Below are 16645 nucleotides of genomic sequence, written 5' to 3' on the forward strand. Positions count from 1 at the left end.
CCCCCGAAAATGCCGCTACAGGGGCATTTCGGAAGTCTGCTTGACCGTCTGGCTCGGCACGTCGGTCTTCAGGTTCTGAACGCCCTTGATCCGGCTCAGATATTCCGACTGGAAGCGGCGGTAATCCTCGATATCCGCCGCGACCACCCGGATCATCGCATCATAGTCGCCCAGCATGAAATAGCATTCGAGCACCTGCGGCAACTTCAGGATTTCCTTGGCGAAGGTCTGCAGCGTCTCCTCGTCCTGCTGGTCCAGCCGGATGCGCGTGAAGAAAGTCAAACCCTTGCCGACCTTGGCCGGGTTCAACACGGCGGCATAACGGTCGATCACGCCCGCCTCTTCCAGAAGCTTCACCCGCCGCAAGCATGGCGAAGGCGACAGGCCGACCTCGCGGGCCAGATCATTATTGGCGATGCGGCCATCGCGCTGCAGCACGCGGAGAATCCGTTTATCGATCTCATCCAGCTTCATTGGCTTTGAATTCCATTTATGGCGATATCTGTGGCATTTCCTGCCAAACATTGGCGCAAACCGGCGTAATTCGCAACCAAATTGCCGAAGAGAGCGGTTATAGTTGCGAAACCTCTCATGAAAGCCCGCAAGAGACTGACCAAGGGGCGGCCGCGAACCAGCGGCCAGCCACCGTATCTTGCAGCCAGATGAGACCCGACGCTGCACAAGCGCCGCCAAACAACCAGACAGAGCGCACCGCTCCAGCAGGAATTCTATGGATATTTCACAGGCCTATGCGCCTCAAAAAAGCAGATCCGGGCGCGGCTCGGAATTCCGTCGCGGGGCCGCAGCCGGTCTGCCGGTTCTGCTTGGCATCATTCCCTATGCGCTGGTGCTGGGCGCGCAGGCTGCTCAAAAAGGCCTCAGCATCGTGGAAGTGCCGCTGATGACCGGACTGAACTTTGCAGGCGGGTCGGAATTTGCGGCCATCCAGCTCTGGACCTCACCGCCGCATGTCCTGCTGATCGTCGCCATCACCTTTCTGGTCAACAGCCGCCACCTGCTGATGGGCGCGGCGCTGGCACCCTTTATCCGCCATCTGCCCAAGCGCAAGGCGTTCGCCAGCCTGTTTCTGATGTGCGATGAAAGCTGGGCGCTCGGCCTTGCCGACGCCAAACGTCGCCAGTCGAAGGGCGTCAATCCGGCCTTGAGCCTCACCTTCTATGCCGGTGTGGCGATTCCTTTCTACCTTGCATGGGTTTTATTCACCACGCTGGGCGCTGCCTTTGGGCCGATGATGGGAGACCTGCGCCCCTATGGTTTCGACATGGCGTTTCCGGCGGTTTTTCTGGTGCTGCTGGCAGGCATGTGGAAAGGCTTCGCGGCCGCGCGGCCCTGGCTGGTCAGCCTTGTCGTGGCCGCACTGACCTATCTCACCATTCCCGGCGCCTGGTATGTCGCCGCCGGGGCCTTGTCCGGTCTCGTTGCAGCCTATCTGCTGGCAGGTGAAGAATGATCGATCCGTTAGCTGTTCTGACCATCGTCCTGATGGCAAGCGTCACCTATCTCACGCGGATCGGCGGCTATGTGCTGCTGCGCAACCGCACGCTCAGCAAACGTGCGACGGCGGTGATGGAAGCAGCCCCCGGTTGCGTCCTGATCTCGGTCATCGCGCCCGATTTCGTGTCGGACAAGCCTGCCGACCTGATCGCGCTCGCGATCACCATCTTCGCTGCAACGCGCTTTTCCATGCTGCCGACCGTGCTGATCGGCATCGGCGCGGCGGGGCTTTGCCGCTATTTCATCGGATAGCGGCGCTTCAGTTCAGTGCAAGTGCTTCAGCTTGTCGGGATTGCGCACGACATAAATCCCGACGATCTTTCCTTCTTCGATATCCAGCGCCGTCGTCTGGATTTCTCCATCGGCTTCTTGCGTGATGAAGCCGGGCAACCCATTGATGAAAACCGTGCGCAAAAGCGTGGACTGGTTGCCGCTGAAATAGGCGGCCAGTTTCTCGTGGGTCTTCATCACCTCGTCGAAGCCGAAAACAGGCTTCGGGAAAGCCGGACGCTTGCCGCCGCCATCGGCATGAAGGTTCACATCTGCCGCCAGCATCGCACCAAGCGCATTCATGTCGCCACTGCGTGACGCCGTGAAAAAGGCCTGCGCCAGTTCGAGCCCGCGCTGCCTGTCGACCTGAAAACGCGGACGCTCCTCGCGCACATGCTTGCGGGCCCGCGCCGCAAGCTGGCGGCAGGCTGCGGCATCGCGCTGGATGGTCCGCGCTATCTCGTCGAAATCCAGCCCGAAGACATCGTGCAGCAGGAAGGCCGCACGTTCCAGCGGCGAAAGACGCTCCAGCGCCAGCATCAGCGGCAGGGTCACGTCATCATCCGCCTCTTCTTCGACAACCGGGTCGGGAATCCATGGCCCGAAATAGGTTTCGCGCTGGTTGCGCCCGGATTTCAGGAAATCGAGACATAGACGGGTGACGGTGCGGCGCAGGAAGGCTTCCGGCTCGCGCACCTCGCTGCGGTCGGCGTTCATCCATCGGATGAACGCCTCCTGCACCATATCCTCGGCATCGGCGACCGAACCCAGCATACGATAGGCAACGCGGATCAGTTTCGGGCGCAGCGGATCGAAGCTTTCGGCTGCATCGCCTTGCGAGGATATGTCGGTCATCAGACGGCTGCCTTTGCGACAGGCTGCTTGGTTTCGGGTTCGAACCAGAGATTGAAGCCGACAGCCATGCGGTTCCAGCCATTGATGATGTTGATCATCAGCGTAAGGTTCACCTGTTCTTCCTCGGAGAACTGTGCCTGCATGGCGCTGCGTGCTTCTTCCAGATCGTGGCCTTGTGACAGGCGGGTCAGCGCGTCGACCCAGCCCAGCGCCGCACGCTCGCGCTCAGAATAGCACGGTGCTTCGCGCCATGCCGACAACAAATAGATGCGCTGTTCGGTCTCGCCCAGCGAACGCGCCTCGACCGTATGCATGTTGATGCAATTGGCGCAGGCATTGATCTGCGACGAGCGGATTTTGACGAGTTCGATCAGGCTCGCTTCCAGACTGGAGGCGATGGTCATCGAAGCGGCCATCCAGGATTTCATCGTGGCGGGAGCAACGTTGAACGGGTTGAGTAGAGGGGTCATGGTATCGTTCCTTTTGGTTGAAGGGCTTTCGATAGACATGACGAACGAGCAATGCCGAATGTGACATGAGACAGAAAAAAATTTTGAGCGCCTGACGTTCTGGCGCTTATGCGATGGAACAAAACTCCCCCACTTGAAGCGAGAAGGAAAAGACGCACGAGCAGGCCCCACGATGGGCATTGCCTGTTTTGACTGGACAATTGGACTGCTCCATCTGGATGTTTACGCCGGTCTCCTCCCCGGTTGCGACGGATCTCCCTTTCGCCGTTCTCTTCGCACCTGCCCGCTCATTCCCGTTTTTTCATTGCCCGGCACGCTTCTTCGCTCCCCTTTTTCTCCGTTTCCCAATCCGTCCCTCCTTTCCTGTTGTCCTCGGCCGGATCTCCTCACCGTGTCTCCCCTTCCTGAAACAGCAGTTGCATTCCTCGTGATGCCCGGCGGCAAAGAGCATTTTTTGCGCTCCGGTGCTCGCGTATCCTTCACACTCCGCTCCGTGCTCGAAAATCGCTCTGTTCGCTACGAACCTGATGAATGTGCAACTGTAGTGCCAGCTTTTCACGCGCGTTGACAACATACCAACTGGTCGGTATTGTTTGGAGAACAAGGCGGAGATTGCATCGGAAAGCCCGGCTTCCATTTGAAGTGATGTTGAGGAGGAACCATCATGACGAAAACGCCTTCCAGCGGCGACAGTCCGCCACGTCCTATCATCACCGCATTTGAAAATTCTCCCGATCGCGGCCGAGGGATGGCGCGGGACATGCCCGTTCGATGGGCGCTTGAAGAGACCGGGCGGGACTATGATGTGCGCCTCGTCTCGTTTGAGGCGATGAAAGCCCGCCCCCATCTCGATCTTCAACCCTTCGGCCAGATACCGACTTATCAAGAGGGCGATCTTGCGCTGTTTGAATCCGGCGCGATCGTGCTTCATATCGCGGAGCAGAACCCCGGTCTTCTGCCGGATGACGCCAATGGCCGCGCACGCGCCATCACATGGATGTTCGCTGCGCATAACACCATCGAACCGGTAATCGTCGAACGGGAAATGGCCGGTTTTGTCGAACGGAAGGAAAGCTGGTACGAGCAGCGCATGCCGATCGTGGAAGCGCGTATCCGCAAAAGACTGGACGCACTTTCCGCTTGTCTGGGCGATAATGACTGGCTTGAGGGCGCATTCAGTGCCGGTGATCTTTTGATGGTGTCCGTACTGCGACGGCTGAAGAGTTCAGGCATATTGAACGACTATCCGAACCTTGCCGCCTATGTCGCGCGCGGGGAGGCACGCCCTGCCTTCAGGCGCGCATATGACGCCCAGCACGCGGTTTTCCTCGTCGCATCGAAAGATTGAGCCTTTCTGCTGCCATCTATCCGCAGTCAAGTTCGCTCAATATCCATTCCCGAAATGCGCGGATTTTTGGCGTGGTGCGGCGGGATTTGGGATAGACCAGCCAATAGGCGCGGCCATCGTCGCCGAGAATGTCGAAGGGCTGGATAAGCTGGCCGGTGGCGATTTCCATCTGGTGGAAAGCGGGCGTCAGGATGCCGACGCCCTGCCCTGCGGCCGCCGCCCGCCCTTCAATATGCTGTGCTCCAAGCCGGTTCTGCGTATTGCCCGGTAATTGCGGGTTTTCGATCCCCGCCGCCTCGAACCAGATTTTCCACCAGGGGTCGCTCGCGTCGATGATCTTGAGCCGCAGCAGGTCGGCAGGTTCCTTCACCCCGCCGATGGTTGCGGCCAGAGCCGGACTCAGCATCGGCGTGAAACTCGCCTTGATGAGCTGATGCGCCTCCAGTCCCGGCCATTTGCCGAAGCCGCTTCTGATCGCGATATCGACATTGGTCGTCGCGAAGTCGATCAAGCTGTCGGACGTGTCGAGCCTGACCGCGAGCGATGGATGCCGCATCTGGAACGAGCCGAGCCGATGCGCCAGCCAATTGGCGGCAAAGGTGGCCAGAACGCTGATCGACAGCGTGCCCTCCGCGTCCTCCCGCAGGCTGGCAAAGGCATTGCGCATCGTCTCGAACGCCTCCGTGATCGCGGGCGCGAGCTGCTTGCCAAGTTCGGTCAGCTCCACCTGCCGCGGCATACGCAGAAACAGGGGCGCGCCGACGCGCTCCTCCAATATTTTGATCTGATAGCTGACAGCAGCCTGCGTCATGCCCAGCTCCGCCGCAGCGCGGGTGAAACTTGCATGGCGGGCGGCGGATTCAAAAACGCGAATGGCCGATAAAGGGGGAAGCGCTGTCGTCATGATGCATAAGTTCTCCTTATGCACACTACTCGATGTTCGATTGGAAAACAAAGGTTTTCCGGCGCATAGCTATAGGCAGAATTTAACAGGCGGCTGCCTCCCACAGCCGCTTCATCCGATAGGTGAGATGATGAAGAACCTCGATTCTGCCTGCACGACCGCCACGGCCTCCGCGATCAGCCACGCAACGGAAAGTGGCTGGAGCGCGCTGTTTTCACGCCTGTTTTCGTTTAGGCGCACCCGTGTCACCATCAACGAATACTCGCCGGAATATCTCTTGCGGGATATCGGCATCGGTGACGGACGCACGCAATATTATTCGCGAGACGGGCATAAGCTGCCCGAATGGCGATGACCCCGTCACGCGCTGATGACGGCAAAGCCGCGTGCCTTGAGGCCGCGACGGTCTTCGTGCAGATTGCTGACGAGGCGGCTGCGGCTTCCGTCCAGATGCGCGCCCATCAGCGCCGTCGCCTTTTCGGCATTTCCTTCGCGCACCGCGTCGAGAATGGCGCGGTGTTCGGCCCATGCGCGGGCAAGTGCTGCCTCGTCGCGCACCTCCAGCCAGCGCGCCCGTGAGAGGCGCTGCATGGCATCGCGCACGCCACGGCTGAGAAATTCGTTGCCGGAAAGCCGCGCCAGCTCGATATGAAAATCCATGCCGATCCGGTGCCATTCCTCGCGCGAGGTGTCGGCGTCGCAACTGTCCAGCATGGCCGCAATCGGCTCCACGCCGCTGCGATCTTCCAGCGCGCAGGTCAGCTTTAACGCGGCGATTTCCAGCGCCTCGCGATAGACGCCGATCTGTTCGATCTCGCCGAGATTGATTGGCGAAACCGTCCAGCCGCGCCCTTCGCGGCAGATCAGCCCCTCCGCTTCCAGCCGCAGAAGTGCCGCCCGGATCGGTGTGCGCGAGGCGGCAAACTGCGCCTCGATCCAGCGTTCGGTCAAACGCTCGCCCGGCCCCAGTTCCAGGCCGAGGATCATGTCGCGAAGCTGCGTTTCAACCTGCCTCATCTGTGACATCGGCAACCATTCTCCGTTTTAAGGCAGCGCCCCGATTGACAAGTCGTTTCGACAGGCGCATTCATGCATACCGTTTTGGTATCCCAAAATGGAATACATTGCAATCGCGAGACATGACATGAGCACCGCCCAAGCCGCTGCCGACGATGAGACCGCAGCCCGCCAGGAAAATGTGACCGCTGAAGACAACCCGGAACGCTACTGGAAGCAGAACCTGCTGATCTGCCTCCTCGGTTCCTTCACCACGCTCATCGCCATGTCGCTCCTTCTCCCCTTCCTGCCGCTCTATGTGGAACAGCTGGGCGTCGCGGATCATGCGGCGATCGTGCAGTGGTCGGGCATCGCCTACGGCGCGACCTTTCTGGCCGCAGCCTTCGTCGCGCCGTTGTGGGGCAAGCTCGGCGACCGTTACGGGCGCAAGCTGATGCTGATCCGCGCCAGCCTCGGCATGGCCATCGCCATGTCGCTGATCGGCATGGTGACGAGCGTGTGGCAGCTGGTGGCGCTGCGCCTGTTCGTCGGCATTGCGGGCGGCTATTCGTCCGGCTCCATGATCCTCGTCGCCACGCAGACGCCAAGGGAAAAAACCGGCTGGGCGCTGGGCGCGCTTTCTGCGGGCATCATGGCGGGCAATCTGGCAGGCCCGCTGCTCGGCGGCGCATTGCCGCCGCTGATCGGCATCCGCGCAACCTTCTGGCTGGCGGGCGGCGTGATCTTTCTCACCTTTCTGGCCACGACATTCCTCATCCGCGAAGAGCGCAAGCCGCCCAAGCCGACGAAAGAGCAGAAGGCGGAATCCATCTGGGCAGCCGTCCCTGACAGGAAACCGGTTATCGCCATGCTGGTGACGGGCATGCTGCTGCTTTTCGCCAATATGTCGATAGAGCCGATCATCACCGTCTACGTGATGCAACTGATGGACGACCAGACGAAAGTGACGCTGATTTCCGGCGTGGTGATGGCCGCTGCCGCACTCGGCAGCATCCTGTCGTCCTCACGGCTCGGTCGCCTTGCCGACCGCATCGGCCATACGCGCGTCATCATCGGCGCGCTGTCGATTTCCGCACTCCTGTTGATCCCGCAGGCCTTCGTGACGGAAGCCTGGCAGCTGATCGGCCTGCGTTTTCTGATGGGGCTGGCACTGGGCGGCCTCCTGCCCTGCATTAGCAGCGTCATAAGACACAATGTCCCCGACCGTGTGGCGGGCGGCATTCTCGGGCTTTCCGTCTCGGCGCAATATGTCGGCCAGGTTGTGGGGCCGGTCGCAGGCGGCTTTGTCGGCGGTCACTTCGGCATGCGCTCCGTGTTCCTCGGCACATGCCTGATCATGATGCTCGGCGCATTTTATAACTGGACCGTGCTGCGTAGGAACCCGTAATTCTGTCATGGACCGAATCCCCCAACCATGGCGGAGCCAGCATGACAGCACATATCTTCGCGCCCTTTGAAACGCTCGCCGAAAGGCTGCTGCCTCATGCGCTCGAACATGGCGAGGACGGATCGCACGACCTGTCCCACCTTGCCCGCGTCTGGAAGAATGCAGCCGCCATCCAGCGCCGGGAAGGCGGCGATGCGGAAGTGCTTTGCGCCGCCGCCCTGCTGCATGATTGCGTGAGCGTGGAAAAGAATTCGCCGGACCGAAACCGCGCTTCGCGTCTGGCGGCGGAAAAGGCGACGAGGCTGCTGCGCGGTCTCGGCTGGAATGAAGCGAGCATCGGCCTTGCCGCCCACGCCATCGAGGCGCACAGTTTTTCGGCGAATATCGAGCCGGTCACGGTGGAAGCGAAAATATTGCAGGATGCCGACCGGCTCGATGCCATCGGCGTCATTGGTGCAGCGCGGTGCTTCTACATTGCAGGCCGCATGGGCAGTGCGCTTTACGACTGGCACGACCCGCACGCCGAAAACCGCCCGCTGGACGACAAGCGTTTCGCGCTCGACCATTTCCGCACAAAACTGTTCGGCCTCGCCTCCGGTTTCAAGACGGAAACCGGAAAGCTCATGGCAGCCGAACGGCACAGGCGGCTGGAAGCCATCTTCGATGACTTCCTCGCCGAAGCCAACGGCTAGATTGGTAGATTGTGGTTATGGCGAGCATGAGCACCGGAAGCGCAAAACAACGCCATTTGCAGGCCGCCGGAGCTGCAATCTCAGATTGAGTAACCACCGTCGATATTGAGTGCCGTCCCCGTCACCATGGAGGCGGCGTCCGAGGCCAGCCAGAGAGCGGCTTCCGCCACATCGTCGGGCGTGGAGAACCGGTCGAGCGGAATGGTCGCCTTGAGCGCTGCCCGGGCTTCCGGCGTATCCTCCTCCAGAAACAGCTTCAATGCCTCACCCTCGCTTTCGGCAGGGCAGATGCAGTTGACGCGGATGTTCTTTTCCGCCAGCTCCAGCGCCATGGCCTTGGTCGCGCTGATGATCCAGCCCTTGGAGGCGCTGTACCAGACAAGCCCCTTGCGCGGACGCAGCGCGGTTGCCGAAGCCGTGTTGATGATGACGCCGCTGCCCTGATGCTCCATGATCGGCACGACGATCTGGGTCGAATAATAAAGCGCCTTCATGTTTACCGCGGCGATCAGATCGAAATTGTCCTCCGTGACTTCCGTCAGCGGCATGTTTCGATGCGTGAAACCGGCATTGTTGATCATGATGTCGATGGAGCCGAATGCTTCAAAGGCCGCGCGCGCCACGCGCTCCATGTCGTCCTTGCGCGAAACATCGGCCTGCACGGCAAGGCCGTTCTTGCCGATCTCGGCGAGTTCATCCTCAACGTGCTTCACGTTCACGTCGGCGAGAACGACCTTGGCGCCCTCGGCTGCAAATCGGCGCGCCATGCCTGAACCGAAGCCCGAACCGGCGCCGGTGATGATTGCGACCTTATCCTGCAGCCTCTTCATGTCATTCTCCTTTGGCATAACCAAGACACCATCCAACTTGGCCAAATCACTTGAATCCGGATTGTTTGTTCCAATATGGCCTTAAGATGAACATGTCATGTGTGCACAAGCCGTTAATCCGTCAATTATCGCAGGATGCTTTCACTTTCGCGGGAATGCGGCATTGCGACTGTTGAATTTAAATCGATTAGATAATAGACAAGGGCAGCGTTAAAATCGCATGCTGCCCAAAGGCAGACTGATTTGCGCCAGAAGAGAAGAGAGCGATAGATGACCAGCCAGACAATCCCGGTAGAGCCCTTCGACTGCATCGTGTTCGGCGGTTCCGGCGATCTTGCCGAACGCAAGCTCATCCCGGCGCTGTACCAGCGTCAGCGTGCAGGCCAGCTCACCGACCCGACGCGCATCATCGGCGCATCGCGCAGCGCCATGACGGATGACGAATACCGACAGTTCGCACGCAATGCCATTCATGAGCATGTGAAGCCAGAGGAAGTCGACGAGAAGGAAGTCGACGGGTTTCTTGCCCGCCTCAGCTATGTGGCTGTCGATGCGAAGTCGGAAGAAGGCTGGGATGCACTCAAGACCCTGATCGGCAAGAAGCCGGAAAAGATCCGCGCTTTCTATCTCGCCGTCAGCCCGACGCTGTTCGGTGATATCGCCACGCGGCTGAAAGCACATGGCCTGATCACCCGCGACACGCGCATCATCGTGGAAAAGCCGATCGGTCGCGATCTGGAATCCGCCATGGCGCTCAACGACACGCTCGGCAGCGTTTTCCGCGAAGACCAGATTTTCCGCATCGACCACTATCTCGGCAAGGAAACCGTGCAGAACCTGATGGCGCTGCGCTTTGCCAATGCGCTTTATGAGCCGTTGTGGAACTCCGCCCATATCGACCATGTGCAGATCACCGTCGCCGAAGCGGTCGGCCTGGAAGGACGCGCTGGCTATTACGACAAGGCGGGCGCCCTGCGCGACATGGTGCAGAACCACATTCTCCAGCTTCTCTGCCTTGTTGCGATGGAGCCGCCTTCATCGGTCGAAGCCGATGCCGTCCATGACGAAAAGGTCAAGGTTCTGCGCTCCTTGAAGCCGATTACCAATCTCAATGTCGAAGATGTGACGGTGCGCGGTCAGTATCGCGCCGGTGCCTCGGCGGGCGGGCCGGTGCGCGGCTATCTGGAAGATCTGGAAAGCGACACCAGCAATACCGAAACCTTTGTGGCGCTGAAGGCCGAAATCGCCAACTGGCGCTGGGCTGGCGTGCCCTTCTATCTGCGCACCGGCAAGCGGCTTGCCACGCGCGTTTCTGAAATCGTTGTTACCTTCAAGCCGATCCCGCATTCCATCTTCGGCGAAAGCGCCGGCAAGGTGATCGCCAACCAGCTCGTCATCCGGCTCCAGCCCGATGAGGGCGTGAAGCAGTGGCTGATGATCAAGGACCCGGGTCCGGGCGGCATGCGCCTGCGCCATGTGCCGCTGGACATGAGCTTTGCCGAATCCTTCAGCGAGCGCAATCCGGATGCCTATGAACGCCTCATCATGGATGTGGTTCGCGGCAACCAGACGCTGTTCATGCGGCGCGACGAAGTTGAAGCCGCATGGCGCTGGGTCGATCCGATCCTGCAAGGTTGGGAGTTGAACAGCCAGCCTGTGCAGGGCTACACGGCAGGAACATGGGGGCCGTCATCGTCCATCGCGCTCATCGAGCGTGACGGGCGTACATGGCACGAAAGCCTCTGATTTCTGTCTTGGAAGGGAATGGAATGAGCATCGAACGGCACGATTTCACCAGCGGAACAGAACTGGCGCAGGCGCTCTCCGAAGCCATTGCGAACAAGCTGAATGCCGCCATCGCTGAACGGGGACAGGCAACGCTCGCCGTCTCCGGCGGCACCACGCCGCTCAGGCTGTTCGAAGTGCTCTCCCGCAAGATGATCGACTGGAACCTCGTTACGATCACCCTTGTGGATGAGCGTTTCGTGCCCGTCGAAAGCGATCGCTCCAACGAAAAGCTGGTGCGTGAGCATCTTCTCCGCGACCATGCGGGCGTGGCAAGGTTCGTCGGCCTTTACAATCCGGCGGCGACGGCCGAAACGGCGGCGCTTGCCGCCGCCAGCCGCATCGATGCGCTGCGTCGTCCTTTCGACGTGGTGGTGCTTGGCATGGGCAATGACGGGCATACCGCCTCCTTCTTTCCGGGTGCGGACCGTCTCGATCAGGCGATCAACCCGAAAACCCGGGCGCTCGTGCTGCCGATCCATGCCGAGGGCGCTGGCGAGAAACGCCTGACCCTGACCCTTCCCATCATCGCCGAAGCCGAAATGCTGGTTCTGCATATCGAAGGCGCCGCCAAGCAGGCAACGCTGGAAAAGGCGCTTTCCGGCGATGACGAGAACGAAATGCCCGTGCGGGCTGTCTTCCATCATGCCCGCACACCGATCCAGCTTTACTGGAGCAGCTAGAGCGTATCCCGAAAAGTGGGACCCGGTTTTCGGAAAAGATGCGCGATAAAACAAACAGATAGAGCATTCCCAGCGTTTCATCAATAACAGGAAATGCTCTGGTTATATCGGCAAAGGTGACACCCCATGCCCACCGAGACGGCGCATAAACGCATTCAGGAAATCACCGCGCGCATTCGCGAACGGTCCAAGCCGACGCGCGAAGCCTATCTTGGCCGTGTGCGTGAGGCTGCATCCAACAAGCCGAAGCGGGCGGTGCTGGGCTGCGCCAATCTCGCGCATGGATTTGCCGCCTGCGGTCCGCACGACAAGGCGGCGCTGACCGGCGACGAGATTCCGAACCTCGGCATCATCACCGCCTATAACGACATGCTGTCGGCGCATCAGCCGTTCGAAACCTTTCCGCAGCTTATCAAGCAGGCTGCGCGTGAAGCGGGCGGAGTGGCGCAGGTTGCAGGCGGCGTGCCCGCCATGTGCGATGGTGTCACGCAAGGGTTCGCGGGCATGGAACTGTCGCTGTTCTCCCGCGAAGTGATTGCGATGGCGACCGCCGTCGGCCTGTCGCATGATATGTTCGATGCCGCCGTCTATCTCGGCGTCTGCGACAAGATCGTGCCCGGACTCATCATCGGTGCACTGGCCTTCGGTCACCTGCCCGCCGTGTTCGTGCCTGCCGGGCCGATGACCAGCGGCCTGCCGAACGACGAAAAAGCCAAGACCCGCCAGCTCTATGCCGAAGGCAAGGTCGGGCGCGCCGAATTGCTGGAATCGGAGTCGAAATCCTATCACGGCCCCGGCACCTGCACTTTCTACGGCACAGCCAATTCCAACCAGATGCTGATGGAAATCATGGGCCTGCATCTGCCGGGCGCATCCTTCATCAATCCGGGCACGCCGCTGCGCGACGCCTTGACCCGTGAAGCGGCAAAGCGTGCGCTGGCGATCACCGCGCTCGGCAATGAATATACGCCGGTCGGCGAAATGCTGGACGAGCGTTCCTTCGTCAATGGCGTCATCGGCCTCAATGCAACCGGCGGTTCCACCAACCATACCATCCACCTGATCGCCATGGCCGCCGCCGCTGGCATCAAGCTGACATGGCACGATATTTCCGAGATTTCGGACGTGGTCCCGCTTCTGGCGCGTGTCTATCCGAACGGTCTTGCCGATGTGAACCATTTCCATGCCGCTGGTGGCATGGGCTTTCTCATCCGCGAGCTTCTCGATGGCGGCATCCTGCACGAGGATGTGCGCACCGTCTTCGGCGAAGGTCTGCGGCCTTACGCGATCGAGCCGAAGCTTGGCGCTGACGGCAATGTCGTGCGCGAGCCGGTGCCGGAAAAAAGCGGCGACGACAAGGTTCTGGCGAAGATTCATGCGCCGTTCCAGCCTACCGGCGGCATCAAGGTCCTGACCGGCAATATCGGCAATGCGATCATCAAGGTTTCCGCCGTGAAGCCGGAACGCCAGGTCATCGAAGCGCCCGCCAGGGTATTCAACGATCAGGCGGAAATGCAGGCCGCGTTCAAGGCGGGCGATCTGACCGGCGATTTCATCGCCGTGGTTCGCTATCAGGGTCCGAAAGCCAATGGCATGCCGGAACTGCACAAGCTGATGACAGTTCTGGGCATCTTGCAGGATCGCGGCCAGCGTGTCGCCCTTGTCACCGACGGCCGCCTGTCCGGCGCATCGGGCAAGGTTCCCTCTGCCATCCATGTCACGCCGGAAGCGCTTGATGGCGGCATCATCGGGAAAATCCGCGACGGCGATGTTATCCGCCTCGATGCCGTTAATGGCACGCTGGAAGCCTTGACCAATATTGCCCTGCTGAACGATCGCGGCGAGGATCGCCCCGATCTTTCCGGCAATGAACATGGCATGGGACGCGAATTGTTTCGTGCTTTCCGCCAGATCGCCGGTCGGGCTGACGAAGGCGCTTCGGTGTTCTGAAAAGGCTCTAAATTAAATTAAGGCAAAACAGTGATTTCAGCTGTTTTGCCTCTCAAACCATCAAAACCGGAATGAAACTGCACAAAAAGCGCAGTTCAATTGTGTCAAAAAACTGGCTTTTTCACGCCAGCAGTGCGGCAAGCCGAGGTGAGCGTGTTCGCCATGAGCATGGCGATGGTCATCGGACCGACGCCGCCCGGAACCGGCGTGATCGCTCCGGCGACCTTTTCGGCTTCCGCGAAATCGACATCGCCAACCAGTCGTGTCTTGCCTTCGCCCCTTTCAGGCGCCGGAATGCGATTAATGCCGACATCGATCACTGTTGCGCCCGGCTTGACCCAGTCGCCCTTGACCATCTGCGGGCGTCCGACAGCCGCCACCAGAATATCCGCGGTGCGGGCAATCGCGGGCAGGTCCTTCGTGCGGCTATGCGCTACCGTAACCGTCGCATTGGCGGCGAGCAGGAGATTGAACATCGGCTTGCCGACAATGTTGGAACGCCCGATCACCACGGCATTGAGCCCCGAAAGATCGCGGCCATGGACGCGCTCGATCATGATCATCGCGCCTGCGGGCGTGCAGGGAACGAAAGCCGTTTCAACCTCGCCAGTGCCAAGCTTGCCGACATTGATGAAATGGAAACCATCGACATCCTTGTCCGGGGAAATGGTCTGGATCACCCGGCCTGAATCGATGTGCCCGGGCAGCGGCAACTGCACCAGAATGCCGTGGATGGCAGGGTCGTTGTTCAGGCTCTCGATCAGGTCGAGAAGCTCGCGCTCCGACGCCGTTTCCGGCAGGTCATGCTGAACCGAGTGAAAACCGCATTCCTTGGCCTTGCGGCTCTTGGAAGCGACATAGACCTGGCTTGCCGGGTCTTCGCCGACAATCACCACTGCAATACCGGGCACGATGCCGGTTGCAGCCACGAGCTTTTCGGTCTCGGTCTTCACCGTGGAAACCACATCCTCGGCGAGCTTCTTGCCATCAATCAATTGGGCCATAGCGAGCGCTCCGTTCATTCGGGATTGTCTGGGAAATACACGACATATTTTCCGCACACATGCCCATAAGCGTCATGACGCCCGATGACAATTGGCGAATGCGCGACAATGCAGGATTTTATGAAATTTCAGAACGCCGGGTCATGTCAGAGCCGCGAAGCGCGGGACGAACGCACCTCGTCGATGGCACGACCGAGGGCGGTGTTTTCCCTCGGTCGGCTGACACCTTCATTCTCGGCTTCCCACCGCGCATTGGCCTCGCGGATCACGGCGGCAAGACGCGTCTCGCCATAGGTTTCAAGAACCTCTTCCGGTTCGGCTTCCATCTTGGACGGCGACCGGGGCTTGCGACCAGCCAGCGCCATGGAAAGAAGGCCAAGCAGGAAACCGCCCCCAAAGCCAAGGGCGATGATCCACTGCGGCGGGAGATCGCGCGGGTTCGGTTCAGCAATGGCCGGCGCTACAATCCGCACCGTCGCCGCAGAACCAGCGGAGACCGGTTCGCCGCGCGCCGCACGCATCTGCAAATCTTCAAACAGCGCCTGCTTCGCCGCTGCATCGCGCTCCAGCATTTGCAGGCGAGCTTTGTCATCGTCCGTGGCGGGCGTCGAGCCGAAACCGGCAACGGCGGCGGCGGCTTTTTGTTCACGTTCGACCGCATTCTTAAGATCGGCCTGCAAAGCGCTGCGCTGGCTTGAAATCTCCGTCGCGATCTCGGCCTCGATCTGCTTCGCTTCGCCCCCCTGCCCGGCTATGCGATAGCGCTCCACCAGCGCTCCGAGGGCTCCCGAACGCATGCTTTCCGGCACGCCCTTGCGGACGAGACTTTCGGCGCTGGCCCCATTCAGGCTGTTGGCCTCGGCTGCGATCCGCGCCGTCTCGGCCTTGCTGTCGGCGAACTCGCGCTGAAGCGCGGCCTTGTTGTTGTCATCGCCGAAATCCCGGCTCATACGAAAGGCATTAGCCGCCTGCCGTGCCGCTTCGGCATCTGCTTCCAACCGTTGCAGGCGCGCCGGAAGGTCGCCTTCAGGCCCGCCCGGCGAAGCGCCGCCCTGCAGATGATCACGAAACGCCTGCGCAACGGCATTGGCGAGAAGTGCCGCCGTTTCCGGCTTGTCTGCCGTCGCTTCGACATTCACCGTCCCGCTGTCCAGCGCCTGCGTGAAATCGAGGCGCTGGCGCAGCAATTGCGCGCCCGACAAGTGGGGCCATGCAACTGCGGGAGACCGCAGGTCTTCGGGCAGCAGTCGGGTCAGGCGAAAACGCAGTTCCTCCAGAACGGATGGGGCTCCGAGGTCGGCGGCACGTTCAATACGCGCCATCTGCGCGGCCCGCTCAAGAACGGCACTGGAGGCAATTTCGCTGCGCCGCTCCGGCGGGAAGACCTGCATGGAAGCCGTAGCCGCATATTGTGGCGGCACCAGAAAGGCATAGGTAGTTCCGATAATTCCGCCCAGCAGCGTGAAACCGGCCAGAAGCCCCCAGCGCCGCCTGCGGCGGGGCAATTTCACCGGCTGGCCTTCAGGCTTTGAAGCGGTTGCGGGAGTTTGCGGCACTGGTTGCGCCCTGGCCGCTGCACCATCGAGATTGGCTTGCAAGGCGTCACGCACGGCGTACATCCGGCCTTGCATATCAGCCTTCGGATCAATGGAGCCATCATGCTCGGCGTCCAACAATTCCTGCTTGCGGCGGAGCAGTTCTTCCCGGCGTCTTTGATGTTCGCGCTCTTCAGTATCCTGAAATCCACGGAACGAGGAAGCAGGTTGCAGGAATTCCGGCGCATAGGCCAGAAGCGGGCGGCCAGCCGCACGTTTCCCCTCTCTGTCCCTCTCCACCATCGTTCCGTCCCGATTGCACCCTGTTTATTGATCCAGATTAATATTCATCATGGCAAATAAACCGTTAAAATTGCAATTATATACGTTGATTCATGCA

The 16645-nt window shown here is 60.4% G+C and carries 17 protein-coding genes; 9 read left to right on the forward strand and 8 right to left on the reverse strand.

Going from position 1 to position 16645, the window contains the following annotated elements:
- Positions 1–15: 15 nt before the first annotated feature.
- Positions 16–474, reverse strand: a complete 459-nt coding sequence (locus OINT_RS17805) for an Lrp/AsnC family transcriptional regulator (protein WP_039853356.1) — start codon at positions 472–474, stop codon at positions 16–18.
- Positions 475–730: 256 nt separating this feature from the next.
- Here OINT_RS17805 and OINT_RS17810 point away from each other — a divergent pair, with 256 nt between their 5' ends.
- Both OINT_RS17810 and OINT_RS17815 read left to right on the forward strand, forming a co-directional pair.
- Positions 731–1471 (forward strand): AzlC family ABC transporter permease, encoded by a 741-nt coding sequence (locus tag OINT_RS17810; RefSeq protein ID WP_006473062.1) that lies wholly within the window; start codon positions 731–733, stop codon positions 1469–1471.
- Positions 1468–1767: an AzlD family protein gene (locus tag OINT_RS17815; RefSeq protein WP_006469288.1), complete on the forward strand. Its 300-nt coding sequence runs from the start codon at positions 1468–1470 to the stop codon at positions 1765–1767. Before OINT_RS17810 ends, OINT_RS17815 begins: the two co-directional genes overlap by 4 nt.
- Positions 1768–1779: 12 nt before the next feature.
- Here OINT_RS17815 and OINT_RS17820 read toward each other — a convergent pair whose 3' ends face one another.
- Both OINT_RS17820 and OINT_RS17825 read right to left on the reverse strand, forming a co-directional pair.
- Positions 1780–2640, reverse strand: coding sequence for a sigma-70 family RNA polymerase sigma factor (locus tag OINT_RS17820; RefSeq protein ID WP_006469289.1), 861 nt, complete (start codon positions 2638–2640; stop codon positions 1780–1782).
- Positions 2640–3110, reverse strand: a complete 471-nt coding sequence (locus tag OINT_RS17825; RefSeq protein WP_006473063.1) for a carboxymuconolactone decarboxylase family protein — start codon at positions 3108–3110, stop codon at positions 2640–2642. Before OINT_RS17825 ends, OINT_RS17820 begins: the two co-directional genes overlap by 1 nt.
- A 664-nt stretch (positions 3111–3774) precedes the next feature.
- Between OINT_RS17825 and OINT_RS17830 the strand changes: the two genes are divergently transcribed.
- On the forward strand, positions 3775–4458 hold the full coding sequence (locus OINT_RS17830; RefSeq protein ID WP_006469292.1) for a glutathione S-transferase family protein: 684 nt from the start codon (positions 3775–3777) through the stop codon (positions 4456–4458).
- A gap of 16 nt (positions 4459–4474) precedes the next feature.
- Here the strand turns inward: OINT_RS17830 and gcvA are convergent, their stop codons facing one another.
- Positions 4475–5362: a transcriptional regulator GcvA gene (gcvA, locus tag OINT_RS17835; RefSeq protein WP_006473064.1), complete on the reverse strand. Its 888-nt coding sequence runs from the start codon at positions 5360–5362 to the stop codon at positions 4475–4477.
- Between the two features lie 130 nt (positions 5363–5492).
- On the opposite strand from gcvA, the gene OINT_RS17840 reads away from it, so the two are divergent.
- Entirely contained in the window at positions 5493–5717 is a 225-nt protein-coding gene (locus tag OINT_RS17840; RefSeq protein ID WP_021587393.1) for a hypothetical protein, read from the forward strand.
- 5 nt (positions 5718–5722) lie between these two features.
- Here OINT_RS17840 and OINT_RS17845 read toward each other — a convergent pair whose 3' ends face one another.
- Positions 5723–6388, reverse strand: coding sequence for a GntR family transcriptional regulator (locus OINT_RS17845; RefSeq protein ID WP_006473066.1), 666 nt, complete (start codon positions 6386–6388; stop codon positions 5723–5725).
- A 118-nt stretch (positions 6389–6506) separates the two neighbouring features.
- Here OINT_RS17845 and OINT_RS17850 point away from each other — a divergent pair, with 118 nt between their 5' ends.
- Complete coding sequence (locus OINT_RS17850; protein ID WP_006473067.1) at positions 6507–7766, forward strand: multidrug efflux MFS transporter; 1260 nt, start codon at positions 6507–6509, stop codon at positions 7764–7766.
- Between the two features lie 41 nt (positions 7767–7807).
- Entirely contained in the window at positions 7808–8458 is a 651-nt protein-coding gene (locus OINT_RS17855) for an HD domain-containing protein (protein WP_006469296.1), read from the forward strand.
- A gap of 80 nt (positions 8459–8538) precedes the next feature.
- Here OINT_RS17855 and OINT_RS17860 read toward each other — a convergent pair whose 3' ends face one another.
- On the reverse strand, positions 8539–9288 hold the full coding sequence (locus OINT_RS17860) for an SDR family oxidoreductase (protein ID WP_006473068.1): 750 nt from the start codon (positions 9286–9288) through the stop codon (positions 8539–8541).
- 270 nt (positions 9289–9558) lie between these two features.
- On the opposite strand from OINT_RS17860, the gene zwf reads away from it, so the two are divergent.
- From zwf to edd, 3 genes are all read left to right on the forward strand, one after another.
- Positions 9559–11034, forward strand: coding sequence for a glucose-6-phosphate dehydrogenase (gene zwf / locus OINT_RS17865; protein ID WP_006469298.1), 1476 nt, complete (start codon positions 9559–9561; stop codon positions 11032–11034).
- Positions 11035–11057: 23 nt separating this feature from the next.
- On the forward strand, positions 11058–11756 hold the full coding sequence (gene pgl, locus OINT_RS17870; protein ID WP_021587394.1) for a 6-phosphogluconolactonase: 699 nt from the start codon (positions 11058–11060) through the stop codon (positions 11754–11756).
- Positions 11757–11882: 126 nt separating this feature from the next.
- Positions 11883–13706 (forward strand): phosphogluconate dehydratase, encoded by a 1824-nt coding sequence (edd, locus tag OINT_RS17875; RefSeq protein WP_006469300.1) that lies wholly within the window; start codon positions 11883–11885, stop codon positions 13704–13706.
- Positions 13707–13810: 104 nt separating this feature from the next.
- On the opposite strand, the gene folD is transcribed toward edd, so the two are convergent.
- Positions 13811–14710, reverse strand: coding sequence for a bifunctional methylenetetrahydrofolate dehydrogenase/methenyltetrahydrofolate cyclohydrolase FolD (folD, locus tag OINT_RS17880; protein WP_006470582.1), 900 nt, complete (start codon positions 14708–14710; stop codon positions 13811–13813).
- Between the two features lie 146 nt (positions 14711–14856).
- Complete coding sequence (locus OINT_RS17885; protein ID WP_006469302.1) at positions 14857–16548, reverse strand: Wzz/FepE/Etk N-terminal domain-containing protein; 1692 nt, start codon at positions 16546–16548, stop codon at positions 14857–14859.
- Between the last annotated feature and the right edge of the window lie 97 nt (positions 16549–16645).

The organism is Brucella intermedia LMG 3301 (genome assembly GCF_000182645.1).
Taxonomy (GTDB): Bacteria; Pseudomonadota; Alphaproteobacteria; order Rhizobiales; family Rhizobiaceae; genus Brucella; species Brucella intermedia.

What these genes read in the sequence shown, in the direction of transcription:
- OINT_RS17805 (WP_039853356.1), bottom strand. Translation starts at nt 474, where the DNA reads ATGAAGCTGGATGAGATCGATAAACGGATTCTCCGCGTGCTGCAGCGC.
- OINT_RS17810 (WP_006473062.1), top strand. Translation starts at nt 731, where the DNA reads ATGGATATTTCACAGGCCTATGCGCCTCAAAAAAGCAGATCCGGGCGC.
- OINT_RS17815 (WP_006469288.1), top strand. Translation starts at nt 1,468, where the DNA reads ATGATCGATCCGTTAGCTGTTCTGACCATCGTCCTGATGGCAAGCGTC.
- OINT_RS17820 (WP_006469289.1), bottom strand. Translation starts at nt 2,640, where the DNA reads ATGACCGACATATCCTCGCAAGGCGATGCAGCCGAAAGCTTCGATCCG.
- OINT_RS17825 (WP_006473063.1), bottom strand. Translation starts at nt 3,110, where the DNA reads ATGACCCCTCTACTCAACCCGTTCAACGTTGCTCCCGCCACGATGAAA.
- OINT_RS17830 (WP_006469292.1), top strand. Translation starts at nt 3,775, where the DNA reads ATGACGAAAACGCCTTCCAGCGGCGACAGTCCGCCACGTCCTATCATC.
- gcvA (WP_006473064.1), bottom strand. Translation starts at nt 5,362, where the DNA reads ATGACGACAGCGCTTCCCCCTTTATCGGCCATTCGCGTTTTTGAATCC.
- OINT_RS17840 (WP_021587393.1), top strand. Translation starts at nt 5,493, where the DNA reads ATGAAGAACCTCGATTCTGCCTGCACGACCGCCACGGCCTCCGCGATC.
- OINT_RS17845 (WP_006473066.1), bottom strand. Translation starts at nt 6,388, where the DNA reads ATGTCACAGATGAGGCAGGTTGAAACGCAGCTTCGCGACATGATCCTC.
- OINT_RS17850 (WP_006473067.1), top strand. Translation starts at nt 6,507, where the DNA reads ATGAGCACCGCCCAAGCCGCTGCCGACGATGAGACCGCAGCCCGCCAG.
- OINT_RS17855 (WP_006469296.1), top strand. Translation starts at nt 7,808, where the DNA reads ATGACAGCACATATCTTCGCGCCCTTTGAAACGCTCGCCGAAAGGCTG.
- OINT_RS17860 (WP_006473068.1), bottom strand. Translation starts at nt 9,288, where the DNA reads ATGAAGAGGCTGCAGGATAAGGTCGCAATCATCACCGGCGCCGGTTCG.
- zwf (WP_006469298.1), top strand. Translation starts at nt 9,559, where the DNA reads ATGACCAGCCAGACAATCCCGGTAGAGCCCTTCGACTGCATCGTGTTC.
- pgl (WP_021587394.1), top strand. Translation starts at nt 11,058, where the DNA reads ATGAGCATCGAACGGCACGATTTCACCAGCGGAACAGAACTGGCGCAG.
- edd (WP_006469300.1), top strand. Translation starts at nt 11,883, where the DNA reads ATGCCCACCGAGACGGCGCATAAACGCATTCAGGAAATCACCGCGCGC.
- folD (WP_006470582.1), bottom strand. Translation starts at nt 14,710, where the DNA reads ATGGCCCAATTGATTGATGGCAAGAAGCTCGCCGAGGATGTGGTTTCC.
- OINT_RS17885 (WP_006469302.1), bottom strand. Translation starts at nt 16,548, where the DNA reads ATGGTGGAGAGGGACAGAGAGGGGAAACGTGCGGCTGGCCGCCCGCTT.